Source organism: Shinella sp. WSC3-e, from assembly GCF_945994535.1.
Lineage (GTDB): Bacteria > Pseudomonadota > Alphaproteobacteria > Rhizobiales > Rhizobiaceae > Shinella > Shinella yambaruensis.
Window position 1 is genome coordinate 1,803,540 of the sequence record NZ_OZ000530.1, and the last position, 23,358, is coordinate 1,826,897.

Below are 23,358 nucleotides of genomic sequence, written 5' to 3' on the forward strand. Positions count from 1 at the left end.
GGCCTATTCCGCCGCCTCGCCCTTCACCTCGACCGGCAGGGGGTCGAGCGCGGCGGCGAGCTCGTAGGAATAGCCTTCCAGCATGGAATAGGCCTGCTCGATGGCCTGGATCTGCCCTTCCGCGGTGCGGATCGCCTCGGCGATCGACTGCGAGCGGGCGCGCAGCATGGAGCCGAGAAAATCCGTGCCCGCCTTGCGGCCGAGCCGGTCGATATGCTGGCGCACGCGGTTGCGGTGGCGCTCCAGCTCCAGGATGTGGAAGCGGCTCTTGACGATGTCGTCGGAAAGCTTCCGGCGCATCGCCGCCAGCGGATCGAAGCTGCCGGGCTCGCGCTCGTCGAGGATCACGTCGTTGACCAGCGGTTCGAGCAGCATCAGGCCCTTGAGGTCGCGCGGATCGGCGAGCTGCGGGTCGAAGCCGGTATCGTCGAAGACTTTTCGCCGCACGGGGTCGCGCAGGAGGTCGTAGCAGGTCTGCAGGCGGGCGAACTGGTCCGCGTCGCCGCCGGAATCCGGGTGCATGCCCTTGGCGGCCTTGCGGTAGGCCGCCTTCACCTGGTTGTCGTCGGCATCGCGCTCTAGTCCGAGCATGGCATAGGGATCGATCACGCGGCCACCTGTCCGTCTTCTTCTACTGCGTCGTCTGTCTAGAGCATTTCCAGCAAAAGTGCGAAGCGGTTTTGCGTCCGGAAATGCGGCAAAACAAAGGGCTAGAGCGTTTTCGCGATTCGGAGAAAAGCGGAACTGCTCCAAAGTCTCCGACCCCGAGGGGACGAAATTGTGGTGAGCCCGGGGCGGTGCACAGAAAGCGCTACTCCGCCGCCGCGGCCGCTTCGCTCCGCCCCGACAGCACCGCCGCGAAGGCGGCCGCGATCACCTCCGGCCCCGCCCCCGGCTTGGTCGCATCGGTGGAAAGGATCTGCCGGTATTTCCGCGCCCCCGGAAGCCCCTGGAAGAGCCCGATCATGTGCCGCGTCACATGCGCCACCCGTCCGCCCCGGGCGATCACATCGCCCGCATAGGCCATCATCGCGTCCCGCACCGCCTCCCAATCGTCGGCGGAAAGCGCCCCCGGATCGGAGACACGGCCGGCCAGCGGGCTGCCCCCGTGAAGCGGATGCGGAAAGAGATCGTCCACGCCCGTCAGGATGCCGCTATCCTGATAGGCAGCCCGTCCGAGCATGACGCCGTCCAGCCCCGTCATCTCTTCGAGCGCCTGGCTCAAGGTGTGGAGCCCGCCATTGAGCCCGACGAAAAGGTCCGGGTTCTCCGCCTTCAGCCGGCGCACGAGGCCGTAGTCGAGCGGCGGGATGTCCCGGTTCTCCTTCGGCGAGAGCCCCTGCAGCCAGGCCTTTCGCGCATGGACCCAGACGGCGTCCGTGCCGGCGAGCGTCACGCGCGAGACGAGGTCGCGCAGCGCCACCTCGGGGTCCTGGTCGTCGACGCCGATGCGGCACTTGACGGTGACGGGAATGGCGACCGCCGCCTTCATCGCCGCCACGCAGTCCGCCACGAGCTGCGGCTCGCGCATCAGGCAGGCGCCGAACGTGCCGGACTGCACCCGGTCCGAGGGGCAGCCGACATTGAGGTTGATCTCGGCATAGCCGAACCCCTCGCCGATCCGCGACGCCTCGGCGAGTTTTGCCGGATCGTTGCCGCCGAGCTGCAGCGCGACGGGCTGTTCCACCGCATCGAAGCCGAGCAGCCGGTCGCGATCGCCGCGCAGGATCGCGTCGGCGACGATCATCTCGGTGAAGAGCAGCGCGTTCTTCGTCAGCTGCCGCGCGAAGACACGATAATGCCGGTCGGACCAGTCGATCATCGGCGCGGTGGCGAAAATCTTCGTCCCCGCCGTCACGGCCTGCTGGTAGAATGTCGCTGCGTTCGTCATGGCCGGGCTCATACCCCATCACCGGCCAAAAAACCACCCTCGCTTCTTTCCCCGCCCGCCCGGCGGGGTGCTAGAGTGGCGGGAGGAATCAGAACCGCCGGAGGACCCCATGCCGCTCTATGCCCTCGACGACAAGCAGCCGACGCTTCCCGAAGGCGGGCGCTACTGGGTGGCGCCGGATGCGAATGTCATCGGCCGCGTGGTGCTCGGCGCGGATGTCGGCATCTGGTTCGGCGCCACGCTGCGCGGCGATAACGAGCCGATCACCGTCGGCGCGCGCTCGAACATCCAGGAGGGCGTCATCGTGCACACCGATCCCGGCAAGCCGGTGGTGATCGGCGAAGGCTGCACGATCGGCCACGGCGCCATCATCCACGGCTGCACGATCGGCGACAACTCCCTGATCGGCATGGGTGCGACGGTGCTGAACGGCGCCGTCATCGGCAGGAACTGCCTCGTCGGCGCCAATGCGCTGGTGACGGAAGGAAAGGTCTTCCCGGACAATTCCCTGATCGTCGGGTCGCCCGCCAAGGCGATCCGCACGCTGGACGAGGCCGCCATCGCCGGCCTCACCCGCTCGGCCGAAAGCTATGTGCGCAACTGGCAGCGCTTCAAGAACGGCCTCAAGGCGCTCTGATCCACGCATTCGACCGGAAAAATCCACCGGCGAAACTTCCCCGCACGACAAGGTTGCGGCATACTTCCCCCGCCATCCATGAAGGCCGCGTGAGGGGACCATGCTGCTTCGTCTCGCCATCCTGTTTCTTGCCGTCGTCATCGGCCAGCCGGCCCTTGCCGAGCGCAAGGCCGCCCTCTTGATCGGCAATGCCGGCTATGCCGCGCCGGCGACCGTGCTGAAGAACCCGCCCAACGACATCACGACCATGAAGGCGACGCTGGAGGGCGCCGGCTTCGAGGTGACGGTGCTGCAGGATGCCGGCCGCGCGGCGATGTCGGCGGCGCTGGCCGCCTTCGAGGAGAAGGCCACCGGCGCCGATATCGGCCTCATCTACTATTCCGGCCACGGCATCGAGGTGAACGGCGACAATTTCCTCATTCCGGTCGATGCGAAGCTCGCCTCGGACCGCGATGTCAAATACGAGACGATCCTGCTCGACGACCTGCTGCATGCGCTGGCGGGCGCCACGAAGCTGAAGCTCGTGCTGCTGGATGCCTGCCGCGACAACCCGTTCCTGACCTCCATGAAGCGGCTCTCCACCCGCGGCATCCCGACCCGCGGCCTTGCGCGGGTGGACAGCGCGGAAAGCAACATGCTGATCGGCTATGCCACGGCGCCGGGCGAAGTGGCGCTCGATGGCGAGGGCACGATGAGCCCCTATGCGACGGCGCTTTCCCGCCACCTCGTCGTGCCGGGCCTCGAGGTCGAAGCGGCGCTCCGGGCCGTCGCCAAGGACGTGTTCGAGGCGACGGGCGGCAAGCAGCGCCCCTTCAAAACCGGCTCGCTGTTCGAAACGGTCATGCTCGGCAAGGGATTGGCGCCCGATGCCTCCGGCACGATCGGCCACAACGATCCCTGCCGGGATGCGGCGGCACACTGGGCCGAGATCCGCGAGAGCAAGGACAAGGTGATGTTCGAGGATCACCTGCGGCTTTTCCCGACATGCGCTTTCGCCAACATAGCCCGCCAGCGCATGGCCGATCTCGCGCCCGTCGTCAGCATGCGGGAGGCGACGGGCGAAACGGAGTGTGACCGCCTTGCGGCTGCCGAAAACGACCCGTTCAGGCTCGCTTCCACGAAGCCGATAGGCTTTTACGATATAGACTTCGCCCGCGCCATCCCGGCCTGCGAGGCGGCGATCCGCGACAATCCGCAGGAAAAGCGCTTCTTCTACCAGCTCGGCCGCGCGCTGGATCACGGCGGCCGTTTTCCCGAAGCGCTGGCGGCATACCGCAAGGCGGCCGATCTCGGCAACCACCAGGCCATGCGCAACCTCGCCATCCTCTACGAGAACGGGGAAGGCACGTCCCAGGACTATGCCGAGGCCATGCGCTGGTTCCGCCAGTCGGCCGAGCTCGGCAATGGCCTCGCAATGAACAATGTCGGCCTGCTCTACCGCAACGGCAAGGGCGTGCCGGAGGATCTGAACGCGGCGCTGGAATGGTACCGCAAGTCCGCCGATGCCGGCATCCCCGTTGCCATGCAGAATATCGGCGACTTCTACGACCTCGGCCTCGGCGTGAAACAGGACCTGAAGGAAGCGTTCGCCTGGTACAGGAAGGCTGCCGACGGCGGCAGCGCCGCGTCGATGACGAATCTCGGCTGGGCGCTGGCAAACGGCCGCGGCGTCAAGCGCGACGATGTCGAGGCCATGCACTGGTACCGCAAGGCCGCCGCCGCGGGCGACGCGCAGGGCATGAACAATATCGGCACCTTCTATGAAAACGGCCGGACGGTGAAGAAGGACAAGGAGGAGGCGATGCGCTGGTACCGCATGGCCGCCGACAAGGGCAACACATACGGCGTCCACAATGTCGCCGCGCTTCTCGACGGAGACGTCAAGGACGCGGATCCGAAGGAAGCGGCCCGCTGGTTCGAACGGGCGCTTCGCCTCGGCCACCAGGAATCGCTTCGGCAGGTGAAGGAGAACAGCCGCGCCTGGTCGCTCGCCTTCCGCAAGGAGCTGCAGCGCATCCTGACCGATGCCGGCGTCTATACCGGCCAGCTCGACGGCCAGTTCGGCCCTTCGACCGTTCGTGCCGTCGAGGCGATCTTCAACCGGCAGGCCAGCTGAACCGGGAGCAATCCCCGCAAGGGTGCGGAGCGGCTTTACACAAAAACAAACGGATGCAGTTCGATGACAGCCATCGCTCCAAATGCTCCGTCATCCTCGGGCTCGACCCGAGGATCCAAGCTCCACCCGCGGCATGGATGGTCGGGTCGAGCCCGACCATGACGCAGGAGAGGTTCGCGGACGTCGTCAACTCAGCATGAGCAGGGCATTTCCGCGATCCGGAGGAAAGCGGAAAGCCTCAGGCACAGCCCGCGCAGGTGCCGCGGATCTCGATCGTCGTCTTGCCGGTCTTGAAGTTGCGGTCCTTGGCAAAGCCCTTCAGCCGGTCCTCGATGACATGGTCGTGGAACTCGGTGACCTTGCCGCAGGTCTCGCAGATCGTGAAGGCGGTGATGCCGTGGGCGTGGCAGCCCTCCTCCGGATGGGCGCAGGCGACGAAGGCGTTGATGCTTTCGAGCCGGTGCACGAGGCCGAACTCCAGCAGCTTGTCGAGGGCCCGGTAGACCTGCAGCGGCGCGCGAAACCCGTCGTCGCGCAGCTTGTCGAGGATCGAATAGGCGCTGAGCGGGCCTTCGGAATGCGTCAGCACGTCGAAGACGAGGCCCTGGTTGCGCGTCAATGGTTGCGTGGTCATGCCCGACCTCCCTGGCTTGCCGCCGAATGTTCCGCTCCGCTCATCCTCGGCTTGGTGAGCAGGCTTAGAATGAACAGGGCCAGTGCTGCAACCACGATCGAGGGACCGGAGGGCGTGTCGAATTTCAAGGAACCGAAGAGCCCGCCGACGACGGCGAGCGCCCCGACGACGGAGGCAAGCACCGCCATGATCTCCGGGCTCGTGGAAAAGCGCCGGGCAGTGGCGGCGGGGATGATCAAAAGCGAGGTGATCAGCAGGATGCCGACGATCTTCATGGCGATGGCGATGACCAGCGCCATCAGAAGCATGAAGGCAAGCCGCGTGCGTTCCGGCTGCAGGCCTTCCGCCTCCGCCAGCTCCGGGTTGACCGTCGAGGCGATCAGCGGGCGCCACATCCAGACGATGGCGAAGGTGACGAGGATGCCGCCGCCCCAGACGAGGTCCACGTCGGCGCGCGTGACGGCGAGAATGTCGCCGAACAGGAAGCCGACGAGGTCGATGCGCACCCAGGTCATGAAGGAGACGATGACGAGGCCGATCGCCAGCGTCGCATGCGAGAGGATGCCGAGCAGCGCATCGGTGGAAAGCGTGCCGCGCCGCTGCAGCAACAGGAGGAGGAGCGAGACGGACGCGGCGACGATGAAGACGGAGAGCAGCAGGTTGAACTCCATCAGCAGCGACAGCGCGACGCCGAGCAGCGCCGAATGCGCCATCGTGTCGCCGAAATAGGCCATGCGCCGCCAGACGACGAAACAGCCGAGCGGCCCGGCGGTGATCGCCAGCCCCACGCCGGCAACGAGGGCACGGATGAAGAAATCGTCAAGCATTGCGCCGCTCCTCGCCGCGGTCGGTCGGCGCCGGCCCGTGGTCGCAGCCGCAGTTCGGCCCATGCACATGGCCGATGCGCATCGGCCCCGCCCGCCCGCCGGTCGGCAGGATATCGACGGGGCGCCCGTCGTCCGGCCGGCAGTCGTCGGTGATCGAGCCGTCGGCATGCAGCACGCGGCCGTCCGGCAGGTGCGTATGGTCGTGGTTGTGGTTGTAGAAGGCGAGCGTCTGGCCGGCGCGGGCGCCGAAGAGCTTCAGATATTCCGGGCTCTGGCTGACGATCTCCGGCGTGCCGCGGCAACAGACATGGCCGTTGAGGCAGATGACCGTGTCGGTCTCCGCCATCACCACATGCAGGTCGTGCGAGATCAGCAGGATGCCGCAGCCGGTGGTGTTGCGGATCGTCTTGATGAGGTCGTAAAGCGCGATCTCGCCGGAAAAGTCGACGCCCTGCACCGGCTCGTCGAGCACCAGGAGGTCCGGTTTGCGGGCGATCGCCCGGGCCAGCAGCGCGCGCTGGAACTCGCCGCCCGAAAGGTGCTGCACCTCGGCGCGGGCGAGATGGCGGATGCCGGTCGCCTCCAGCGCGGCGTCGATCTCCGCGCCCTTCAGCGGCGAGGTCAGCGTCATCAGCCGGTCGACGGTCAGCGGCATGGTCCAGTCGACGGACAGCTTCTGCGGCACGTAGCCGACCTTGAGGCCGGCCTTGCGCTCCACCCTGCCCTCGTCGGCCTTGAGCACGCCGATCGCCGTCTTGGCGGTCGTCGACTTGCCGGAACCGTTGGGGCCGATCAGCGTGACGATCTCGCCCGGCGCGATGGAGAATTCCACGCCGCGCACGAGCCAGCGGCCCTGTCGGCGAACTCCGACGCCCGCAAGCGAGACGAGCGGCTGGACGGTCTTGGTCGGGGTCTGCAGCATCATTTTTCCAAAAGCCTGTTGCGTCAGGGTATGGCACACGTTATAGCATAACGCAATTGATGTAATAACATTACATTGCCATTCAAGACGGAGATCCCCATGCAAAAGGCCGTTAGCGCCCTCCTCCTCACCACCGCGCTCCTTTCCGCCGGCAGCATCGCCGCGCGGGCCGAAACGCCGGACGTGGTCGTGTCGATCAAGCCGATCCATTCGCTCGTCGCCGCGATCATGCAGGGCGTCGGCGAGCCGGCCTTGATCGTCGAGGGCGGCGCCTCGCCGCACACCTATGCGCTGAAGCCGTCCAATGCCGCGGCGCTGCAGGATGCCGACGTCGTCTTCTGGGTGGGCCACGGCCTGGAAGCCTTCCTCGAAAAGCCTCTGGAAGCGCTCGGCGACAAGGCGACCGTCGTGGAGCTGGAGGACGCGCCCGGCCTCGAAAAGCTGCCCTTCCGCGAAGGCGGCCCGTTCGAGGCGCATGCGCATGAAGGCGAGGACGGCCATGATCACGCCCACGGCGAGGAAGGCCACGACCACGACAAGGAGGCCGAAGGCGACCATGCGGGCCATGCCGGCGAAGCTGGGCATGAAGGGCACGAACACGGCGCCTTCGACATGCATCTGTGGCTGAGCCCCGACAATGCCCGCGCCATCGCCGCTGAAGCCGCCCGCGTCCTGTCGGAAAAGGATCCGGGCAATGCCGACGCCTACAAGGCGAACCTCGCAGCCCTCACCGAAAAGCTCGGCATGCTCGACAAGGAGATCGCCGCGACCATCGCCCCCGTGAAGGACAAGCCCTTCATCGTCTTCCATGACGCCTACCAGTATTTCGAGCACCATTACGGCGTGAAAACCGCCGGCTCCATCACCGTCAGCCCGGAAACCATGCCCGGCGCCGCGCGCCTCACGGAAATCCGCGAGAAGGTGAAGACGCTCGGCGCGACCTGCGTCTTCGCCGAGCCGCAGTTCGAGCCCAAGCTGGTGAACGTCGTCATCGAGGGCACCGACGCGAAATCCGGCACGCTCGACCCGGAAGCCGCGACGCTGGAGCCCGGCGCGGACCTCTATTTCACCCTGATGCGAAGCATCGCGACGTCGCTGCGCGATTGCCTCGGACAGGCAAGCTGAGCGGGCGATCGCCTGTGGGGAAACCATCGCCACACCCCCTTCTCCCCCGCGGGGAGAAGGTGCCGGCAGGCGGATGAGGGGGTGGCGAAGACACAAACGATCTCCGCCTGTGCCCCCTCATCCGACCCGGAGCTTTGCCTCGGGCTCGCCTTTGGCGAGACCCGTAGGCCACCTTCTCCCCGCAGGGGAAAGGGCGAGCGGCACCGTCGAACTCCACGGGCGACCGCCCTGCCCCGGCCGGAGCGAGACGACGAAGAACCAGGCGGGAGCATCCCGCCTTTTTCAGCCTCACGAATGTAATGGTATAACATTAAAGGCAATCACATCATGGACAACCGCCTTCCCGTCACCGTGCTCTCCGGCTTCCTCGGCGCCGGCAAGACGACGCTGCTCAATCATGTGCTGAACAACCGCAGCGGCCTGCGCGTCGCCGTCATCGTCAACGACATGAGCGAGGTCAACATCGACGCCGCCCTCATCCGCGATGGCGGGGCGGACCTTTCGCGCACCGACGAACAGCTCGTCGAGATGACGAACGGCTGCATCTGCTGCACGCTGCGCGACGACCTCCTCGCCGAGGTCCGCCGGCTGGCGGAGATGAACCGCTTCGACTACCTGCTGATCGAATCGAGCGGCATTTCCGAGCCGCTGCCCGTCGCCACCACCTTCGATTTCCGCGACGAGAACGGCCGGAGCCTTTCGGATGTCGCCCGGCTGGACACGATGGTGACCGTCGTCGACGCCGCCAACCTGCTGAAGGACTACGCTTCCGAGGACTTTCTCGCCGACCGCGGCGAGACCGCCGGCGAAGGCGATACGCGCATGCTGGTGGAGCTGCTCGTCGAGCAGATCGAGTTTTCCGATGTCGTCGTCATCAACAAGACCGGCGCGGCGAGCCCCGACGACCTGCGCGCCGCGCGCCAGATCGTCGGCAGCCTTAACAGCTCCGCCCGCATCATCGAAACGGATTTCGGCCGCGTCGACCTCGCCGACATCCTCGGCACCGGCCGCTTCGATTTCGAGAAGGCGAGCGAGCACCCGCTCTGGTTCAAGGAACTGCACGGCTTCAGGGACCATGTGCCGGAGACCGAGGAATACGGCATCCGCGCCTTCGTCTACCGCGCGAGGAAGCCGTTCCATCCGGCCCGGTTCAAAGCCTTCCTTAACGAGAGCTGGCCCGGCGTCATCCGCGCCAAGGGCTTCTTCTGGCTCGCCACCCGGCCGCACCATGTCGGCGAACTGAGCCAGGCGGGCGCGCTGGTCAGGAGCGGCCGGCTCGGCCTCTGGTGGGCCGCCGTGCCGCGCCCGCACTGGCCGCAGGACCCGGCGGCGGTCGAGGCCATCGCCCGCGTGTCGGATCCCGTCTGGGGCGACCGGCGGCAGGAGCTCGTCTTCATCGGCGCGGACCCGATGGATGAAGCCGCGCTCCGCCGCCGGCTCGACACCTGTCTCGTCGAGGCGGATGCTTTCGAGCCGGCGCGCTGGACGAACCTGCCGGACCCCTTCCCGCTCTGGGTTCGCCAGGCGGGGTGAGAGGATGAGGAGGCCGCCCGGCCTTGCCGCCGGGCGAGCGATCCCGTCAGTCGAGTTCGGCGGACTTCTTCCAGAGGTTGATGTCCGCGCCCTGGCTGTAGGTGTCGATCGCCGCCAGCTCCTCCGCGGTAAAGTCCGGCTTCTCCAGCGCCTTGACGCAATCGACGATCTGCGCGGAGCGGCTGGCGCCGATCAGCGCGGAGGTGATGCGCCCGCCGCGCAGCACCCAGGCGATCGCCATCTGCGCCAGCGTCTGGCCGCGCCGCTCGGCGATCTCGTTCAGCTTGCGGATGTTGTCGATGATCTCGGGACGGATGAAATCCGTCTTGAGGAAGTGGTTCAGCGCCGCGCGGCTGTCGCCCGGAATGCCGCCGAGATATTTCGCCGTCAGCATGCCCTGCGCCAGCGGCGAGAAGACGATGGAGCCGATGCCGAGCTCGTCCAGCGTATCGACGAGACCGTCCGTCTCGATCCAGCGGTTGAGCATGGAATAGCTCGGCTGGTGGATGATGCAGGGCGTGCCGAGGTCCTTCAGGATCGCCGCGGCCTCGCGGGTGCGCTGCGAATTGTAGGAGGAGATGCCGACATAGAGCGCGCGGCCGGAGCGCACGATATGGTCGAGCGCGCCGCAGGTCTCCTCCAGCGGCGTCTCCGGGTCGAAGCGGTGGGAGTAGAAGATATCGACATAGTCGAGGCCCATGCGCTTCAGGCTCTGGTCGCAGGAGGCGATCAGGTACTTGCGGCTGCCCCACTCGCCATAGGGACCCGGCCACATGTCGTAGCCGGCCTTCGACGAGATGATCAGCTCGTCGCGCAGATGGGCGAAATCCGTGCGCAGGATCTCGCCGAAGGCGGTTTCGGCCGTGCCGGGCGGCGGGCCGTAATTGTTGGCGAGGTCGAAATGGGTGATGCCGAGGTCGAAGGCCGTGCGGCACATGTCGACCTTGCGGTCATGCGGCGTGTCGTCGCCGAAATTGTGCCACAGCCCGAGCGAGATCGCCGGCAGCTTCAGGCCGGACCGTCCCAGCCGGTTGTAGGTCATCGTGTCGTAACGGTTGTCCGCAGGCTGCCAGGCCATGATAAATTCCTTCGTTCTTTATGGGCGAGTCTCAATACCGCTCTCGCGCGCATCGCGACAAGAGGCATTCGCCCCTCGCCCTGCAAGCGGGGAGAGAGGACTTGCCCCACGAGCGGATATTGCTCGGGGAAACCGGCGCGGCACATCCCCTTCTCCCCGCCTGCGGGGAGAAGGGGACCGGCAGGCCGGATGAGGGGCAGGCCGCAGGCGATATCATCGCAAAAGCGCCCGCGCCTCCTCGATGCCCAGCGCCGCGGGCTGCGTGCAGGTCGTCACGATGTCGATCGCCCTGCCCTCCTCCGCCGAGCGCAGGATCGCGGTCAGGACATCGATCGTGTGCAGCGACCGGTCGAGCGAGCAGCGGTAGTCGCGGCCGGTCGTCACCGCCTCCATCATGTCGGCAAGGCCGATGCCACGGTAGTTCGCCTGCAGGCCCCAGTCGAACTCATAGTTCTGCGCCGTCAGCGGATGGTCCCAGACCTCCACCGCCCTCGGCTCGCGGTCCGTGCCGGCGACCTCCACCGTGCCGCCGAAGAAATTCGGGTCGGGCACGAAGACGGCGCCCTCGGTGCCGTAGAGCTCCATGTTCTGGTGGCGATGCGCCCAGACATCCCAGCTCGCCATCAGCGCGACCTGCGCGCCGCTGGCAAAGTCGAGGATGGCATGGATGTTCGTCGCGACGGCCACCGGCACCCTCTCGCCGAGGCGCGGGCCGTTGCCGATGGTGCGCTCCTCATGTGCCCGGTTGGCGAGCGCCACGACGCGCCGCACCGGCCCGACGAGGTTGACGAGGTTGTTGACGTAATACGGCCCCATGTCGAGGATCGGCCCGCCGCCCGGCGCGAAGAAGAAATCCGGGTTGGGATGCCAGCTCTCCATGCCCGGCCCCAGCACATGCGCGGTGCCGGACATGATCTTCCCGACCGCGCCGCTGTCGATGAGATGGCGCACGAACTGGTGCGCGCCGCCGAGATAGGTATCCGGCGCCGAACCGACCTTCAGCCCGCGGGCATCGGCGATGCGGCGCAGGTCCTCGCCCTGCTCCAGCGTCAGCACGAAGGGTTTTTCCGAATAGACGTGTTTCCCCGCCTCCAGCGCCCTTTTCGAGACCGGGTAGTGCGCCTCCGGCACCGTCAGGTTGACGACGACGTCGACGGCGGGATTGGCGAGCAGCGCGTCGATCTCCTGCGCTTCCACGCCGAACTCCTCCGAGCGCGCCCTGGACGCGGCCGGGTTGATGTCGGCGCAGGCGACCAGCTTCAGGTTCCTGAAGGTCGGGATCAGCCTGAAATAGGCGCTCGATATGTTGCCGCAGCCGATGATGCCGACTCCGTATTCCTTGCTCATGATGGTCAGTCCTCAGAATGCCTTGATGGTCGCGATCGACCGCATGGCGAGCCGCGCGATGTCCCTGGGATTGTCGTGCTCGACGATGAAGTGCTGGACAGGCGAGCCGGCGAGCGCCTTGGCGAGATCGCCCCACGGCACCACGCCGTGGCCGACATCCGCCCAGCCGTCCTCCTCCGCGTTCTCGCCCTTCGGCGCGATGTCCTTGACGTGCACGGCGGCGATGCGGTCGCCATATTTCCGGATCCAGGCGAAGGGATCGGCGCCGCCGCGGATGATCCAGGCGATATCCGCCTCCCAGGCAAGGTCCGGCCCGCCGGCAAAGAGATGGTCCAGCGGCACGGTGCCGTCGGGCAGCGCGAAGAACTCGAAGTCGTGGTTGTGCCAGCCGAAGGTAAGGCCCGCCTTGCGGATCGGTTCGCCGGCCTTCTGCAGCCGCGCGCCGAGGGCGCACCAGCCGGCGGCGTCCGCCGGGCGGTCCTCCGGCAGAAGATAGGGGCAGTAGACCGCCGCGATGCCGAGCGTGCGGCAGATGGCGAGCACCCGCTCCGGCTCCGCCTCCAGCATGTCGAGGCTGAAATGGGCGGTGGGCATGGTGAGGCCGTTGGTGTCGAGGTCGGCCTTCACCTGCTGGATCGCGGCATCGTCGAGCGAGGCATAAAGGGCGCCATAGCCCTCGACCTGCTTGTAGCCGGCATCTGCGAGAATCCGGAAAACCTCGGCAAAGGGTTGGAAATTGCGGGCGCTGTAGAGCTGGAAGCTGACTGTCTGCATGAAAATTTCCTCGGGTTACTCGGATTGCGTCTGGCAGGAATGAAGATCGAGCCAATGGATTTTCGGAACCGCGCCGCGTTCGGCCGGGGTGAAGATCACCGTTTTCCGTTCGCCCGCCGTGAGGTCGAAGGCATTGTCCGACCAACGGCCGGCGACATCGGCCTCGAGCATGACATGGAGCGCAAGACCGCTGACGCTGGCTGTGACGGCGACGGCGCCGTCCTCGCGCGGCGAAACGTCGAGGGTGAGGCCGGACGGTTCGAGTTCCAGCGCCTTGTAGGTACCGTGCACGTGGTGCCCCTCGCCGCGCATGCCGTTGGACGCCTCGAAGGACCAGAAGAGCAGCGTGTCCTCCGGCAGGTCGGCGGAAAAGACGGAGAACAGCATCTCCGCCCTGTCCGGCCCGCATCGGCCTTCGGCGCTGCGGTAGGGCCGGCGCTCGCCGGAAAGCGGGACGAGCCAGGTGTCGAGCTTCACCGCCACCGCCTCCACCGTGTCGTTGACGACGGAAAAGCCGATGGTCTCGCCATCCCGCGAGGGGATCGCCGCCACGGCGACGGGCTGGAAGAAGCGGCGCGCCATGTAATGCATGGCCTTCCAGCTGCCGCCATGGTCGAGGCTCGACCAGGAGGCGACCGGCCAGGTGTCGTTGAGCTGCCAGTAGAGCGTGCCCATGCAATGGGGTTTCAGCGAGCGCCAGTAGTCGACGGCGGTGCGGATGGCGAGGCCCTGCTGGATCTGGCTGAGATAGACGAAGCTCTCGAAATCCTTCGGGAAGCGGAAATAGCGGAACATGGTGCCGGCGATGCGCTCGTTGCCGCCGGCATTCTTCTGGTGGCTCTCCATCACCGGCGAAGCGATGTTCATGTCCTTCGGCGCGGCGAAGGACCTCATGACGGGCATGGAGGTGTAGGACTGGAAGCCGAATTCGGAGCAGAAGCGCGGGCGCACGGTGCGGTAGTCGTCGAACGACTTGTTCTCGTGCCAGACGGACCAGTAGTGCATGTCGCCGGAACCATCGGCATGCCAGGCATCGCCGAAATCGAGAGTGCCGGAGGCCGGGCTCGACGGCCACCAGATCGCGCCGGGCGCCGCCTTCCTCATCGCCAGCTCGATGGTGCGGTTGAGCCGGTCATAGGAGACGAGATAGCGGTCGCGGTTCTCGCGGCTCGCCTCGAACCAGGTCAGCGCGCCGACCAGTTCGTTGTCGCCGCACCAGAGCACAATGGAGGGGTGCGAGGCGAGCCGCTTGACCTGGTAATCGACTTCGGCGGCGACATTGTCGAGGAAATCGACGGTGGAGGGATAGAGATTGCAGGCGAACATGAAGTCCTGCCAGACCATCAGGCCGAGTTCGTCGCAGAAATCATAGAACCAGTCCGGCTCGTAGAAACCGCCGCCCCAGACGCGGATCATGTTCATGTTGGCTTCAGTGGCCGATTGCAGGAGGTCGCGCACGCCAGCCGGCGTGATCCGGGAGGGCAGCGCGTCGGCGGGAATCCAGTTCGCGCCGCGGCAGAAAATCTCGCGGCCGTTGACCTTCAGGGCGAAGCGGCTTCCGGCCTCGTCCCTGTCGGTGACCAGCTCGACCTGGCGCAGGCCGATGCGGCGCACCACCGTCTCGCCCGGCGTCTCGACGCGGACGGCATAGATCGCCTGCTCGCCATGGCCCGCCGGCCACCAGAGGGCCGGCCTCTCGATGCGGAACATGTGGGTGAGTTGCGTCTCCCCGGCATTGACGCCGATATCGAGCCGGACCCGCTCCTCGCCGAGCGAAAAATGCACGGGCAGGATGCCGGGCGCTTCGGCATGGAAGGTGGCGGTGACGTAGAGATCGACCGCGCCGTCGGCATGGTGGAACTGCCGGGTCGTCACATGCTCGATGCGGGCGACCTCCAGCCGGCGCAGGAAAATTGCGCCGTAGATGCCGAGCGGGGCGATCGCGATGTTCCAGTCCCAGCCGAAATGGCACTGGGGTTTGCGCAGCATGTTGCCGTTGGGGATCGGCGAATTGCCGGGGTGCCAGGGGATGAAGAAGGGCTGCGCCGCCTGCCGCGCGGCACCGGCGGCGATGCTGGAATGGATCAGCACCCGCAAGACGTTCTCGCCGGCCTTCAGCGCCTCGGTGACGTCCGGCCGGTAGCGGCGGAAGCAATTGTCGGCATCGAGCACCAGCACGCCGTTGACATAGACGGAGGCGACGGTGTCGATGCTGCCTATGTCGAGATACCAGTCGCCCTCCAGCATTTCCGGCGTGACGTCGAAGGTCCGCTCGATCGCCCAGTCCTCCAGCGCCACCCATTGCACATCCCGTTCGTTGCGGCCGGCATAGGGATCGGGGATGAGGCCGGCGGAAAGAAGCGCGCTGTGCACGTCGCCGGGCACGGGCATCGGCGCGGTGTGGCCGGTACCGGCGCCGGTGAGCGTCCAGGTTCCGGAGAGGTCGATCGCGGTGGTTTCGGTTTGTTGGATCATTCGCCTATCCCTGAAGCATGAATGCGGGGAAACACCCCCTTTGCCCTGCCGGGCATCTCCCCCTTGAGGGAAAGGCAATTGCAAATGAGGCAAGCCGGCGCTGAAATCCCCTTCTCCCCCGCGGGGAGAAGGTGGCCCGAAGGGCCGGATGAGGGGGTGGCTCGAACGGATCACTCACGCCTTCGACCTCCCCCTCATCCGCCTGCCGGCACCTTCTCCCCGCGGGGGAGAAGGGGATGGAGCAGCCGTTCCGCTCCATAAGCGGTCGCCCTGCTTTCAAGAAAGGAAATTGGCAGGAGGGGAGAACATGACTTGGACTGCAACGCCTGCGATGGGCAAAACATTGCCCCATCCGATCTCCCCCCTTGTGGGGGAGATGGCCGGCAGGCCAGAGGGGGGTGGTCACGATTTCCAGCATGCTAGATCCGCTCCTCGGTCTCCGCATCGAACAGCGAGGCCAGCCCCATGTCGAAGGAAAGTTTCACCGCCGTGCCCGGTGCGAAGCGCCGCGCGCCGCCGACACGGACGGAGAGCGTATGGCCCGCATGTTTCAGCCAGAGCAGGTTGTCGGCGCCCATCGGTTCCTCGATATCGACGGTGGCCTGGTGGGTTTCGGCACCCTCGCCGTTGACCGACACATGCTCCGGCCGCACGCCGAGCACGACCTTGCGGCCGGGCCGGAGCGTCTCGGCCGCATCGTAGCCGTCGAGCGCGAAATCGACGCCGTTCGTCGTGAAGACCGGCCTGCCGTCCCGCCCGGCGATCTCGCCGCGCAGGAAGTTCATCGACGGCGAGCCGATGAAGCCGGCGACGAACATGTTCCGCGGCGCGTTGTAGATCGTGTTCGGATCGGCGAGCTGCTGGATGACGCCGCTCTTCATGATGGCGATGCGGTCGGCGAGCGTCAGCGCCTCGATCTGGTCGTGGGTGACATAGATCATCGTGTTCTTCAGCGACTGGTGCAGCCGCTTGATCTCCACCCGCAGCTCCGAGCGCAATTTCGCATCGAGGTTGGACAGCGGCTCGTCGAAGAGGAAGACGTCGACGTCGCGCACAAGCGCACGCCCGATCGCCACGCGCTGGCGCTGGCCGCCGGAAAGCTCGGAAGGCTTGCGCTTGAGCAGCGGGCCGATCTGCAGGATCTCGGCGGCGCGGGCGATGCGCTTGTCGATCTCCGGCCGCGGCATTTTCGCCACCTGCAGGCCGAAGGAAAGGTTCTTCTCCACCGTCATCTGCGGATAGAGCGCGTAGGACTGGAACACCATTCCGATGCCGCGGTCCTTCGGCTCTTCCCAGGTGACGTTCCTGTTCTTGATGAAGATCTGCCCGCCCGTCGGCTCCAGAAGGCCGGCGATGCAGTTGAGCAGCGTCGACTTCCCGCAGCCGGACGAGCCGAGGAGGACGAGAAACTCGCCGTCGCCGATGTCGAGGTTGAGGTTCTCCAGCACGTTGACCGCGCCGAAGCTGAGCGAAAGGTCCTTGATCGATACGGAATTCTGCATGGCTTACCCCTTCACGGCGCCGGCGGCGATGCCGCGGACGAAGAGGCGCCCGGACACGAAATAGACGATGAGCGGGACCGCGCCGGTGAGCAGCGTCGCGGCCATGTTGACATTGTACTCCTTCACCCCCTGGACGGAGTTGACGATGTTGTTGAGCTGCACGGTCATCGGGTAGACCTCCGGCCGGGTGAAGACGACGCCGAACAGGAAGTCGTTCCAGATGCCGGTGATCTGCAGGATCATCGCGACGACGAAGATCGGCAGCGACATGGGCAGCATGATGCGGAAATAAATCTGCCAGAAGCCCGCCCCGTCGATGCGCGCCGCCTTGAACAGCTCCTCCGGCAGGGCGGAGAAATAGTTGCGGAAGAGCAGCGTCAGGATCGGCATGCCGAAGATCGTGTGCACGATGACGAGGCCGATCAGCGTGCCGTAGATGCCCATTTCGCGCAGCACGATGACGATCGGATAGATCATCACCTGATAGGGAATGAAGGCGCCGACGATGAGGATGGTGAAGAAGATGTCCGCGCCCCTGAACTTCCAGTTGGCCAGCGCATAGCCGTTGACCGAGGCGACGAGGATGGAGATCAGCGTCGAAGGCACGGTGATGCGCACGGAATTCCAGAAGCCGCGCGACAGGCCGTCGCAGTTGAGGCCCGTGCAGGCGCTCGCCCAGGCCTTCGCCCAGGGTTCGAAGGTGATTTCCAGCGGCGGCGAGAAGATGTTGCCGAGGCGGATTTCCGGCATGCCCTTCAGCGAGGTGACGATCATCACGTAGAGGGGCAGCAGGTAATAGAGCGCCGCCACGAGCAGCGTGCCGTAGAGCATGATGTTGCGGCCGGAAAGCGCGCGGCGGGGTTTGGCGCCCCAGGGTTCGGCCCCGGCCCTGGCGGTGGCAGCGGGGACGGGAAGAGTAACGCTGTCAGACACGCTTGCGCCCTCCGAATTCGAGATAGGCCCAGGGGATGATGATGATGGCGACCGTGACGAGCATCATGGTGGAGGCGGCAAAACCCTGGCCGAGGTTCTGCGCCTGGAACATGTAGTCGTAGACATATTTCGCCGGCACTTCGGAGGCGATGCCCGGCCCGCCGCTCGTCTGCGCCACCACGAGGTCGTAGACCTTGACGATGCCGCTGGCGATGATGACGAGCGTGGTGATGAAGACGGGGCGCATCATCGGGATGACGATGAAGAGATAGGTCTTCCACATCGGTATGCCGTCGACGCGCGCGGCCTTCCAGATGTCCTCGTCTATGCCGCGCAGGCCCGCCAGCAGCAGGCACATGACGAGCCCGGTGCCCTGCCAGAGGCCGGCGATCAGGACGCCGTAGATGACGATGTCGGCATTGTAGAGCGGATCGAAGGTGAAACTCGTCCAGCCGAGCGCGCGCACGACGGACTGCACGCCGAATTCCGGGTTCAGGATCCACTGCCAGACGAGGCCGGTGACGATGAAGGACAGCGCGAAAGGATAGAGGAAGATCGTGCGGAAGGTGTTTTCGAAGCGGATCTTCTGGTCCATCAGCGCCGCCAGCACGAAGCCCACCACCAGGCTGAAGACCAGTGTCAGCGCGCCGTAGATGGCGAGATTCTGGATCGAGACGATCCAGCGCGGCGCGTCCCACAGGCGCTCGTACTGGTCGAGGCCGACGAAGTTCGCCCGCGGCAGCAGCTTCGAATTGGTGAACGAATAGACGACGGTCCAGATCGTGCCGCCGAGAAAGATGACGACGGCGGTGAGCATCATGGGAATGGAGGCAATCTTTGAGCTGAGATTGCGCAGCAGTCTGCGGGGACGACCGGTGTGTGCCTGGCCCGTCATGGGTCACTTCCTCCTTGGTCTCGATCAGGGGCAGCGCCCATGGGGCGCCGCCTGGCCGGCGGCGAACCGCCGGCCGATGCCTTCCCGGCAATTCCGCATGCAAGGCCGCCGCGCAGCCTTGCTGGAACTGCCCGCCTGATCAGTCCGCCGACGCGATGATGGCGGCGAAACGCTTCTGCGCGTCTTCCGGCGTCATCGAGGGATTGGCGAAGAATTCGGAGAAGAGATCCTCCTTCTGCTTCTGGCTGTCGGCCGAAAGCAGCTGGTCGGTGCCCTCGATCACATTGCCCTTGGCGAGGATGTCGAGCCCCTTCTTCATGCAGTCGTTCGCCGCGGCGAGGTCCACGTCGCCGCGCACGGGAAGCGAGCCCTTCTTGAGGTTGAAGGCGACCTGGGTGGCCGGCGCGAGCAGCGTGGAGGCCAGCACCTCCTGCGCCTTGGATTTCTCCTCGTCCGCCAGAACCGGGAAATAGAAGGCGTCGCCGCCCGTCGAGATGACCTCGTTCACGCCGAGGCCCGGAAGGCAGGTATAGTCCTTGCCCGCGACCTTGCCGGCGAGCGCGAACTCGCCCTGCGCCCAGTCGCCCATGATCTGGCCGCCGGCCTTGCCGGTGATCACCATATTGGTCGCCTGGTTCCAGTCCTGCACGTTCGTGCCCCTGGACATGCGCCGCGCATCCTCGGCCGCCTTGAAGACCCTGGCCATGTCGGGCCCGGCCGCGACGTCGGCATCCTTGTCCTTGAACACCTTGTTGAACGTGTCCTTGCCGGCGATGGCCACCATCAGCACGTCGAAGGCGCCGGCCGCCTGCCAGGCCTGCCCGCCGACGGCGAGCGGCACGATGCCGGCCTTCTCCAGCGCCGGCGCGGCGGCGACGAACTCGTCCCAGTTCTTCGGCACGGGCACGCCCGCCGTTTCGAACGCGGCGTTCGACAGCCACAGCCATTGCCAGGAATGGATGTTGACCGGCGCGCAATAGATCTTGCCGTCGACCGTGCAGCTGTCGAGCAGGCTGGCCGGCTTGATGATCTCCTTCCAGTTCTCGCGCGTCGCCACGTCGGTGAGATCGCGCAGCAGGCCGGCCTCGACCAGCTCCTCCGCCTGGCGTCCATGGTTGAACTGCGTGGCGCCCATCGGGTCGCCACCGGTCAGCCGGCTGACCATGATCGGGCGGGCCGTGCTGCCGGCGCCGGCGATCGCACCGTCGATCCACTTGTTGCCCGTGGCGTCGAACGCCTTTGCGAACTCGGCGACCGCCGCGGCCTCCCCGCCGGACGTCCACCAATGGGTCACCTCCAGGTCCGTCGCATAGGCGGCGGCGGACGGCAGGACCACGGTTGCCGCCAGCATGGCAGCCATAAAGCGCATTTTCATGAGTCTCCTCCCTCACTGAAACGTTGCAGTAAAACGTAACCCAATCGATTTAATCACGCAACCGGGTCCGGGCCAGAAATCCCGTTTTCCCCAGTACCGGGAATTTTCGAGGAGGGAATACGCCCCATTGCGCAACGCGGGAAGCCTCTCGGCTCCCCTCAATAATAGATTGTTATTATTGATTTAATTATTAGAGCAGTAACGATCATGGAGACCATGGGCCGGCGGTAGAACACCTGGCGCTTTCGCAACGCAACAGGCATTCCGGCGCCGGTGCAAAGGCGAGTCCGTGCATTTTTCGCTCGACAAACAACCTGCATCGTTACAGTTTTGGAGCGAAGCCCATGAAGGAGTGGCGGCTCTGGTTAAAATATGTATAACCGACCGCTAATGCGAAGAGGTGGCAGGCAGGGGATGGACAAGACGATGAGCGAAGGCCCGGCGGCGGCGCTTCCGCATCCGAGCGAGCGGCCGACGCTGAAGACGATCGCCTTCATGACCGGCCTCGGCATCACCACGGTTTCGCGGGCGCTCAAGGACGCGCCGGACATCAGCGCCGAGACGAAGGAGCGCGTGCGCCTCGTCGCGCGCCAGATCGGCTACCAGCCGAACCGCGCCGGCGTGCGTCTTCGCACCGGCAAGACCAACGTCATCAGCCTGATCCTCAGCCTCGAAGAGGAGATCATGGGCCTGACGAGCCCCATGGTCGTCGGCATTTCGGAAGTCCTCGCCACGACGCAGTACCATCTCGTGGTGACGCCCTACCGCACGCAGGGCAACGCGCTGGACCCGGTGCGCTACGTGCTGGAGACGGGGGCGGCCGACGGTGTGATCATCTCGCGCACCGAGCCGAAGGACCCGCGCGTCGCGCTGATGATGGAGCGCAACTTTCCCTTCGCCACGCACGGGCGCACGGAAATGGGCCTCACCCATCCCTATCACGATTTCGACAACGAGCGCTTCGCCTACGAGGCGGTGCGGAAGCTGGTGGAGCGCGGCCGCAAGCGGCTCATCCTGCTGCAGCCGCCGCCCTATCTCACCTTCTACCTGCACATGCGGGCGGGGTTCGAAAAGGGCATCCGCGATTTCGGCGCGATGGCCCTGCCCTTCAACCAGGTGAATCTCGACAACGGCCTCGTCGACATCCGCAGGGCCGCCGAGACCCTGTTCAGCGCGCCGGACGGGCCGGACGGCATCGTTTCGGGCAGCGGCGGCGGCGCGGTGGCGCTGATCGCCGCGCTGGAGGCGAAAGGCCGCAAGCTCGGCCACGACATCGACATGGTGTCGAAGGAGCCGCACATGTTCCTGCAATGGCTGCGGCCGGAGGTCGTGACCATGCGCGAGGACATCCGCCTCGCCGGCCGGGAACTCGCCAAGGCCGTCATCGGCCGCATCGAGGGGACGGCGGCGGAGGAGCTGCAAACGCTGAGCTACCCGATCCCGACGGACGACGCGTAGGCTCGCCCCTCACCTGCCTGCCGGCATCCTCTCCCCGCAGGCGGGGCGAGGAAGGCTGGGCGAACCGGTTTCCTCCCTTCAGCAGAATGAAGGAAAACGGTTCGGCACCCCCTTCTCCCCGCCTGCGGGGAGAAGGTCCCGGCAGGGGGATGAGGGGCAGATCCATGACATCGAAAGCAAACGGCCCGGTCTTGGACCGGGCCGTCTGTTGTCGTCAGGCGTTAAGGCCGGAGCCCCACGGGCCGTGATGGCTGTCGGCGCCGTCGACGCGGTCGAAGCCGTGGGCGCCGAAGAAGTCGCGCTGGGCCTGGATGACGTTGGCCGTGCCGCGGGCGCGGCGGTAGCTGTCGAAATAGCCGAGCGCCGAGGCGAGCGCCGGGACCGGCAGGCCATGCAGCGCGGCGGCGGCGACGACGCGGCGCAGCGCCCCGTCGGTTTCCTTGACCATGGCGGCAAAGGCCGGGGTGACGATGAGGTTCGCCGCATCCGGCGCCTTGGTGAAGGCACTGGTGATCTCGTCGAGGAACTGCGAGCGGATGATGCAGCCGGCACGCCAGATCTTGGCGATGGTCGGCATCGGCAGGTTCCAGCCATATTCCTTCGAGGCGGCGGACATCACCGCGAAGCCTTGCGCATAGGCGCCGATCTTGCCGGCGAGCAGCGCGCTTTCGAGGTCCTTGATGAAGGCAGCCTTGTCGGCGACCTCAAGCGCCGGCACGTCCGGCAGGCCGAGGATCTTTTCGGCGGCTTCGCGCTCCGTCTTGAACGAGGAGATCGAACGGGCGGCGACGGCGGCCTCGATGCCGGTCGCCGGCACGCCCATGTTCTGCGCCTCGATGGCGGACCATTTTCCCGTGCCCTTCTGGCCGGCCTTGTCGAGGATCATGTCGACGATCGGGTTGCCGCTGATCGGGTCCCTGGCGGCAAGAACCTTCTCGGTGATCTCGATGAGGTAGGATTCCAGGCGGCCCTTGTTCCATTCGCCGAAGACGGCGCCGATCTCGGAGGCGCTCATCTTCAGGCCGTCGCGCAGGATGCCGTAGATCTCGGCGATCATCTGCATGTCGGCATATTCGATGCCGTTGTGGATGGTCTTGACGAAGTGGCCGGCGCCGTTCTCGCCGAGCCAGGCGACGCAGGGCTCGTCCTTGTACTTGGCGGCGATCGAGGTCAGCACCTTCTCGACGCGCTTCCACGAATCCTCCGTGCCGCCGACCATGATGGAGGGGCCGTGACGCGCGCCTTCCTCACCGCCGGAAACGCCCATGCCGATGAACGTGAGGCCGCTGTCCTTCAGCGCATCGAAGCGGCGCATCGTGTCGCGGAAGTTCGCGTTGCCGGCATCGATCATGATGTCGTTCCGTTCGAGATAGGGGCGCAGCAGGTCCATCTGCTGGTCGACCGCGGCGCCGGCCTGGATCATGATGATGATCGGCCGCGGCGGGCGGATGGCGGCGACGAACTCTTCGATCGTCTCGCAGGGCACGATCTGGCCCTGGAGCGCGCCGGCCTCCTCGTAGAACTCCTTCGTGCGCGCCACCGTGCGATTGAAGACCGCGATCTTGTTGCCCTTTTCGGCAATGTTGAGCGCAAGGTTGGACCCCATCACGCCGAGACCGATGAGACCGATTTCCGCCTGTGCCACGTTCATACCTCCGTAGGATGGCGCGGCGTGGGATGCTTCCGGACCCATGCCGGAAACGCCGCGCAGAAAGAGAGTGAGGAGCTCCGCTCCAGCGGTGGTGTTTTGGCATTCAAATCGATTTACGACAAGGGATTGTTTGGCTTCGGCGGGATTTTCACCGCCACTTGCATGGTTTCTATGACCCCATATCG

The 23,358-nt window shown here is 65.9% G+C and carries 19 protein-coding genes; 5 read left to right on the forward strand and 14 right to left on the reverse strand.

Features of this window, described 5'->3' with window-relative positions:
• Positions 1-3 precede the first annotated feature (3 nt).
• Together AABF56_RS09085 and dusA are read right to left on the reverse strand one after the other, a co-directional pair.
• Positions 4-591: a J domain-containing protein gene (locus AABF56_RS09085; protein WP_244769678.1), complete on the reverse strand. Its 588-nt coding sequence runs from the start codon at positions 589-591 to the stop codon at positions 4-6.
• 220 nt (positions 592-811) lie between these two features.
• Positions 812-1,891 carry a tRNA dihydrouridine(20/20a) synthase DusA gene (gene dusA / locus AABF56_RS09090; RefSeq protein WP_272805675.1) on the reverse strand — a complete coding sequence of 360 codons (1,080 nt, stop codon included), beginning with the start codon at positions 1,889-1,891 and terminating at the stop codon, positions 812-814.
• A gap of 109 nt (positions 1,892-2,000) precedes the next feature.
• On the opposite strand from dusA, the gene AABF56_RS09095 reads away from it, so the two are divergent.
• Together AABF56_RS09095 and AABF56_RS09100 are read left to right on the forward strand one after the other, a co-directional pair.
• Positions 2,001-2,528, forward strand: a complete 528-nt coding sequence (locus AABF56_RS09095; RefSeq protein ID WP_272805676.1) for a gamma carbonic anhydrase family protein — start codon at positions 2,001-2,003, stop codon at positions 2,526-2,528.
• Between the two features lie 100 nt (positions 2,529-2,628).
• Positions 2,629-4,644 carry a caspase family protein gene (locus AABF56_RS09100; RefSeq protein WP_272805677.1) on the forward strand — a complete coding sequence of 672 codons (2,016 nt, stop codon included), beginning with the start codon at positions 2,629-2,631 and terminating at the stop codon, positions 4,642-4,644.
• Positions 4,645-4,882: 238 nt separating this feature from the next.
• On the opposite strand, the gene AABF56_RS09105 is transcribed toward AABF56_RS09100, so the two are convergent.
• Genes AABF56_RS09105 through AABF56_RS09115 form a run of 3 tightly spaced genes read right to left on the reverse strand, consistent with a single transcriptional unit; the run spans position 4,883 to position 7,027 of the window.
• Entirely contained in the window at positions 4,883-5,278 is a 396-nt protein-coding gene (locus AABF56_RS09105; protein ID WP_133033032.1) for a Fur family transcriptional regulator, read from the reverse strand.
• Positions 5,275-6,105, reverse strand: a complete 831-nt coding sequence (gene znuB, locus AABF56_RS09110; RefSeq protein WP_272805678.1) for a zinc ABC transporter permease subunit ZnuB — start codon at positions 6,103-6,105, stop codon at positions 5,275-5,277. The genes AABF56_RS09105 and znuB overlap by 4 nt, the downstream gene beginning before the upstream one ends.
• The gene (locus tag AABF56_RS09115) at positions 6,098-7,027 is read right to left on the reverse strand and encodes an ATP-binding cassette domain-containing protein (RefSeq protein WP_443021098.1); all 930 of its coding nucleotides are present in this window, start codon (positions 7,025-7,027) and stop codon (positions 6,098-6,100) included. The genes znuB and AABF56_RS09115 overlap by 8 nt, the downstream gene beginning before the upstream one ends.
• A 99-nt stretch (positions 7,028-7,126) precedes the next feature.
• Here AABF56_RS09115 and znuA point away from each other — a divergent pair, with 99 nt between their 5' ends.
• Both znuA and zigA read left to right on the forward strand, forming a co-directional pair.
• A complete protein-coding gene (znuA, locus tag AABF56_RS09120) occupies positions 7,127-8,152 on the forward strand; it encodes a zinc ABC transporter substrate-binding protein ZnuA (RefSeq protein WP_272805679.1) in 1,026 nt (341 codons plus the stop codon).
• A gap of 327 nt (positions 8,153-8,479) precedes the next feature.
• Entirely contained in the window at positions 8,480-9,685 is a 1,206-nt protein-coding gene (gene zigA, locus AABF56_RS09125) for a zinc metallochaperone GTPase ZigA (protein WP_272805680.1), read from the forward strand.
• Positions 9,686-9,731: 46 nt separating this feature from the next.
• Here the strand turns inward: zigA and mgrA are convergent, their stop codons facing one another.
• The 8 genes from mgrA to AABF56_RS09165 all read right to left on the reverse strand — a co-directional run bounded on the left by mgrA (position 9,732) and on the right by AABF56_RS09165 (position 20,064).
• Positions 9,732-10,763 carry an L-glyceraldehyde 3-phosphate reductase gene (mgrA, locus tag AABF56_RS09130; protein WP_272805681.1) on the reverse strand — a complete coding sequence of 344 codons (1,032 nt, stop codon included), beginning with the start codon at positions 10,761-10,763 and terminating at the stop codon, positions 9,732-9,734.
• 213 nt (positions 10,764-10,976) lie between these two features.
• Complete coding sequence (locus AABF56_RS09135) at positions 10,977-12,110, reverse strand: Gfo/Idh/MocA family protein (protein WP_272805682.1); 1,134 nt, start codon at positions 12,108-12,110, stop codon at positions 10,977-10,979.
• A 12-nt stretch (positions 12,111-12,122) separates the two neighbouring features.
• The gene (locus tag AABF56_RS09140; RefSeq protein WP_272805683.1) at positions 12,123-12,884 is read right to left on the reverse strand and encodes a sugar phosphate isomerase/epimerase family protein; all 762 of its coding nucleotides are present in this window, start codon (positions 12,882-12,884) and stop codon (positions 12,123-12,125) included.
• Between the two features lie 15 nt (positions 12,885-12,899).
• Positions 12,900-15,359, reverse strand: a complete 2,460-nt coding sequence (locus AABF56_RS09145) for a beta-mannosidase (RefSeq protein WP_336314380.1) — start codon at positions 15,357-15,359, stop codon at positions 12,900-12,902.
• Positions 15,360-15,778: 419 nt separating this feature from the next.
• Positions 15,779-16,861: an ABC transporter ATP-binding protein gene (locus AABF56_RS09150; RefSeq protein WP_272805684.1), complete on the reverse strand. Its 1,083-nt coding sequence runs from the start codon at positions 16,859-16,861 to the stop codon at positions 15,779-15,781.
• Between the two features lie 3 nt (positions 16,862-16,864).
• Positions 16,865-17,692: a carbohydrate ABC transporter permease gene (locus tag AABF56_RS09155; RefSeq protein ID WP_272807477.1), complete on the reverse strand. Its 828-nt coding sequence runs from the start codon at positions 17,690-17,692 to the stop codon at positions 16,865-16,867.
• Between the two features lie 94 nt (positions 17,693-17,786).
• Positions 17,787-18,689, reverse strand: a complete 903-nt coding sequence (locus tag AABF56_RS09160) for a carbohydrate ABC transporter permease (RefSeq protein ID WP_272805685.1) — start codon at positions 18,687-18,689, stop codon at positions 17,787-17,789.
• A gap of 139 nt (positions 18,690-18,828) precedes the next feature.
• Entirely contained in the window at positions 18,829-20,064 is a 1,236-nt protein-coding gene (locus AABF56_RS09165) for an ABC transporter substrate-binding protein (RefSeq protein WP_244769554.1), read from the reverse strand.
• Positions 20,065-20,478: 414 nt separating this feature from the next.
• Here AABF56_RS09165 and AABF56_RS09170 point away from each other — a divergent pair, with 414 nt between their 5' ends.
• Complete coding sequence (locus AABF56_RS09170; protein ID WP_288084999.1) at positions 20,479-21,522, forward strand: LacI family transcriptional regulator; 1,044 nt, start codon at positions 20,479-20,481, stop codon at positions 21,520-21,522.
• A gap of 214 nt (positions 21,523-21,736) precedes the next feature.
• On the opposite strand, the gene gndA is transcribed toward AABF56_RS09170, so the two are convergent.
• Entirely contained in the window at positions 21,737-23,167 is a 1,431-nt protein-coding gene (gene gndA / locus AABF56_RS09175; protein WP_272805687.1) for an NADP-dependent phosphogluconate dehydrogenase, read from the reverse strand.
• Positions 23,168-23,358: the final 191 nt, after the last annotated feature.

Bases quoted from the DNA above. Each gene is read 5' to 3' on its own strand.
- AABF56_RS09085 (WP_244769678.1), bottom strand. From the start codon at position 591: ATGCTCGGACTAGAGCGCGATGCCGACGACAACCAGGTGAAGGCGGCC.
- dusA (WP_272805675.1), bottom strand. From the start codon at position 1,891: ATGACGAACGCAGCGACATTCTACCAGCAGGCCGTGACGGCGGGGACG.
- AABF56_RS09095 (WP_272805676.1), top strand. From the start codon at position 2,001: ATGCCGCTCTATGCCCTCGACGACAAGCAGCCGACGCTTCCCGAAGGC.
- AABF56_RS09100 (WP_272805677.1), top strand. From the start codon at position 2,629: ATGCTGCTTCGTCTCGCCATCCTGTTTCTTGCCGTCGTCATCGGCCAG.
- AABF56_RS09105 (WP_133033032.1), bottom strand. From the start codon at position 5,278: ATGACCACGCAACCATTGACGCGCAACCAGGGCCTCGTCTTCGACGTG.
- znuB (WP_272805678.1), bottom strand. From the start codon at position 6,105: ATGCTTGACGATTTCTTCATCCGTGCCCTCGTTGCCGGCGTGGGGCTG.
- AABF56_RS09115 (WP_443021098.1), bottom strand. From the start codon at position 7,027: ATGCTGCAGACCCCGACCAAGACCGTCCAGCCGCTCGTCTCGCTTGCG.
- znuA (WP_272805679.1), top strand. From the start codon at position 7,127: ATGCAAAAGGCCGTTAGCGCCCTCCTCCTCACCACCGCGCTCCTTTCC.
- zigA (WP_272805680.1), top strand. From the start codon at position 8,480: ATGGACAACCGCCTTCCCGTCACCGTGCTCTCCGGCTTCCTCGGCGCC.
- mgrA (WP_272805681.1), bottom strand. From the start codon at position 10,763: ATGGCCTGGCAGCCTGCGGACAACCGTTACGACACGATGACCTACAAC.
- AABF56_RS09135 (WP_272805682.1), bottom strand. From the start codon at position 12,110: ATGAGCAAGGAATACGGAGTCGGCATCATCGGCTGCGGCAACATATCG.
- AABF56_RS09140 (WP_272805683.1), bottom strand. From the start codon at position 12,884: ATGCAGACAGTCAGCTTCCAGCTCTACAGCGCCCGCAATTTCCAACCC.
- AABF56_RS09145 (WP_336314380.1), bottom strand. From the start codon at position 15,359: ATGATCCAACAAACCGAAACCACCGCGATCGACCTCTCCGGAACCTGG.
- AABF56_RS09150 (WP_272805684.1), bottom strand. From the start codon at position 16,861: ATGCAGAATTCCGTATCGATCAAGGACCTTTCGCTCAGCTTCGGCGCG.
- AABF56_RS09155 (WP_272807477.1), bottom strand. From the start codon at position 17,692: ATGCTCTACGGCACGCTGCTCGTGGCGGCGCTCTATTACCTGCTGCCC.
- AABF56_RS09160 (WP_272805685.1), bottom strand. From the start codon at position 18,689: ATGACGGGCCAGGCACACACCGGTCGTCCCCGCAGACTGCTGCGCAAT.
- AABF56_RS09165 (WP_244769554.1), bottom strand. From the start codon at position 20,064: ATGAAAATGCGCTTTATGGCTGCCATGCTGGCGGCAACCGTGGTCCTG.
- AABF56_RS09170 (WP_288084999.1), top strand. From the start codon at position 20,479: ATGGACAAGACGATGAGCGAAGGCCCGGCGGCGGCGCTTCCGCATCCG.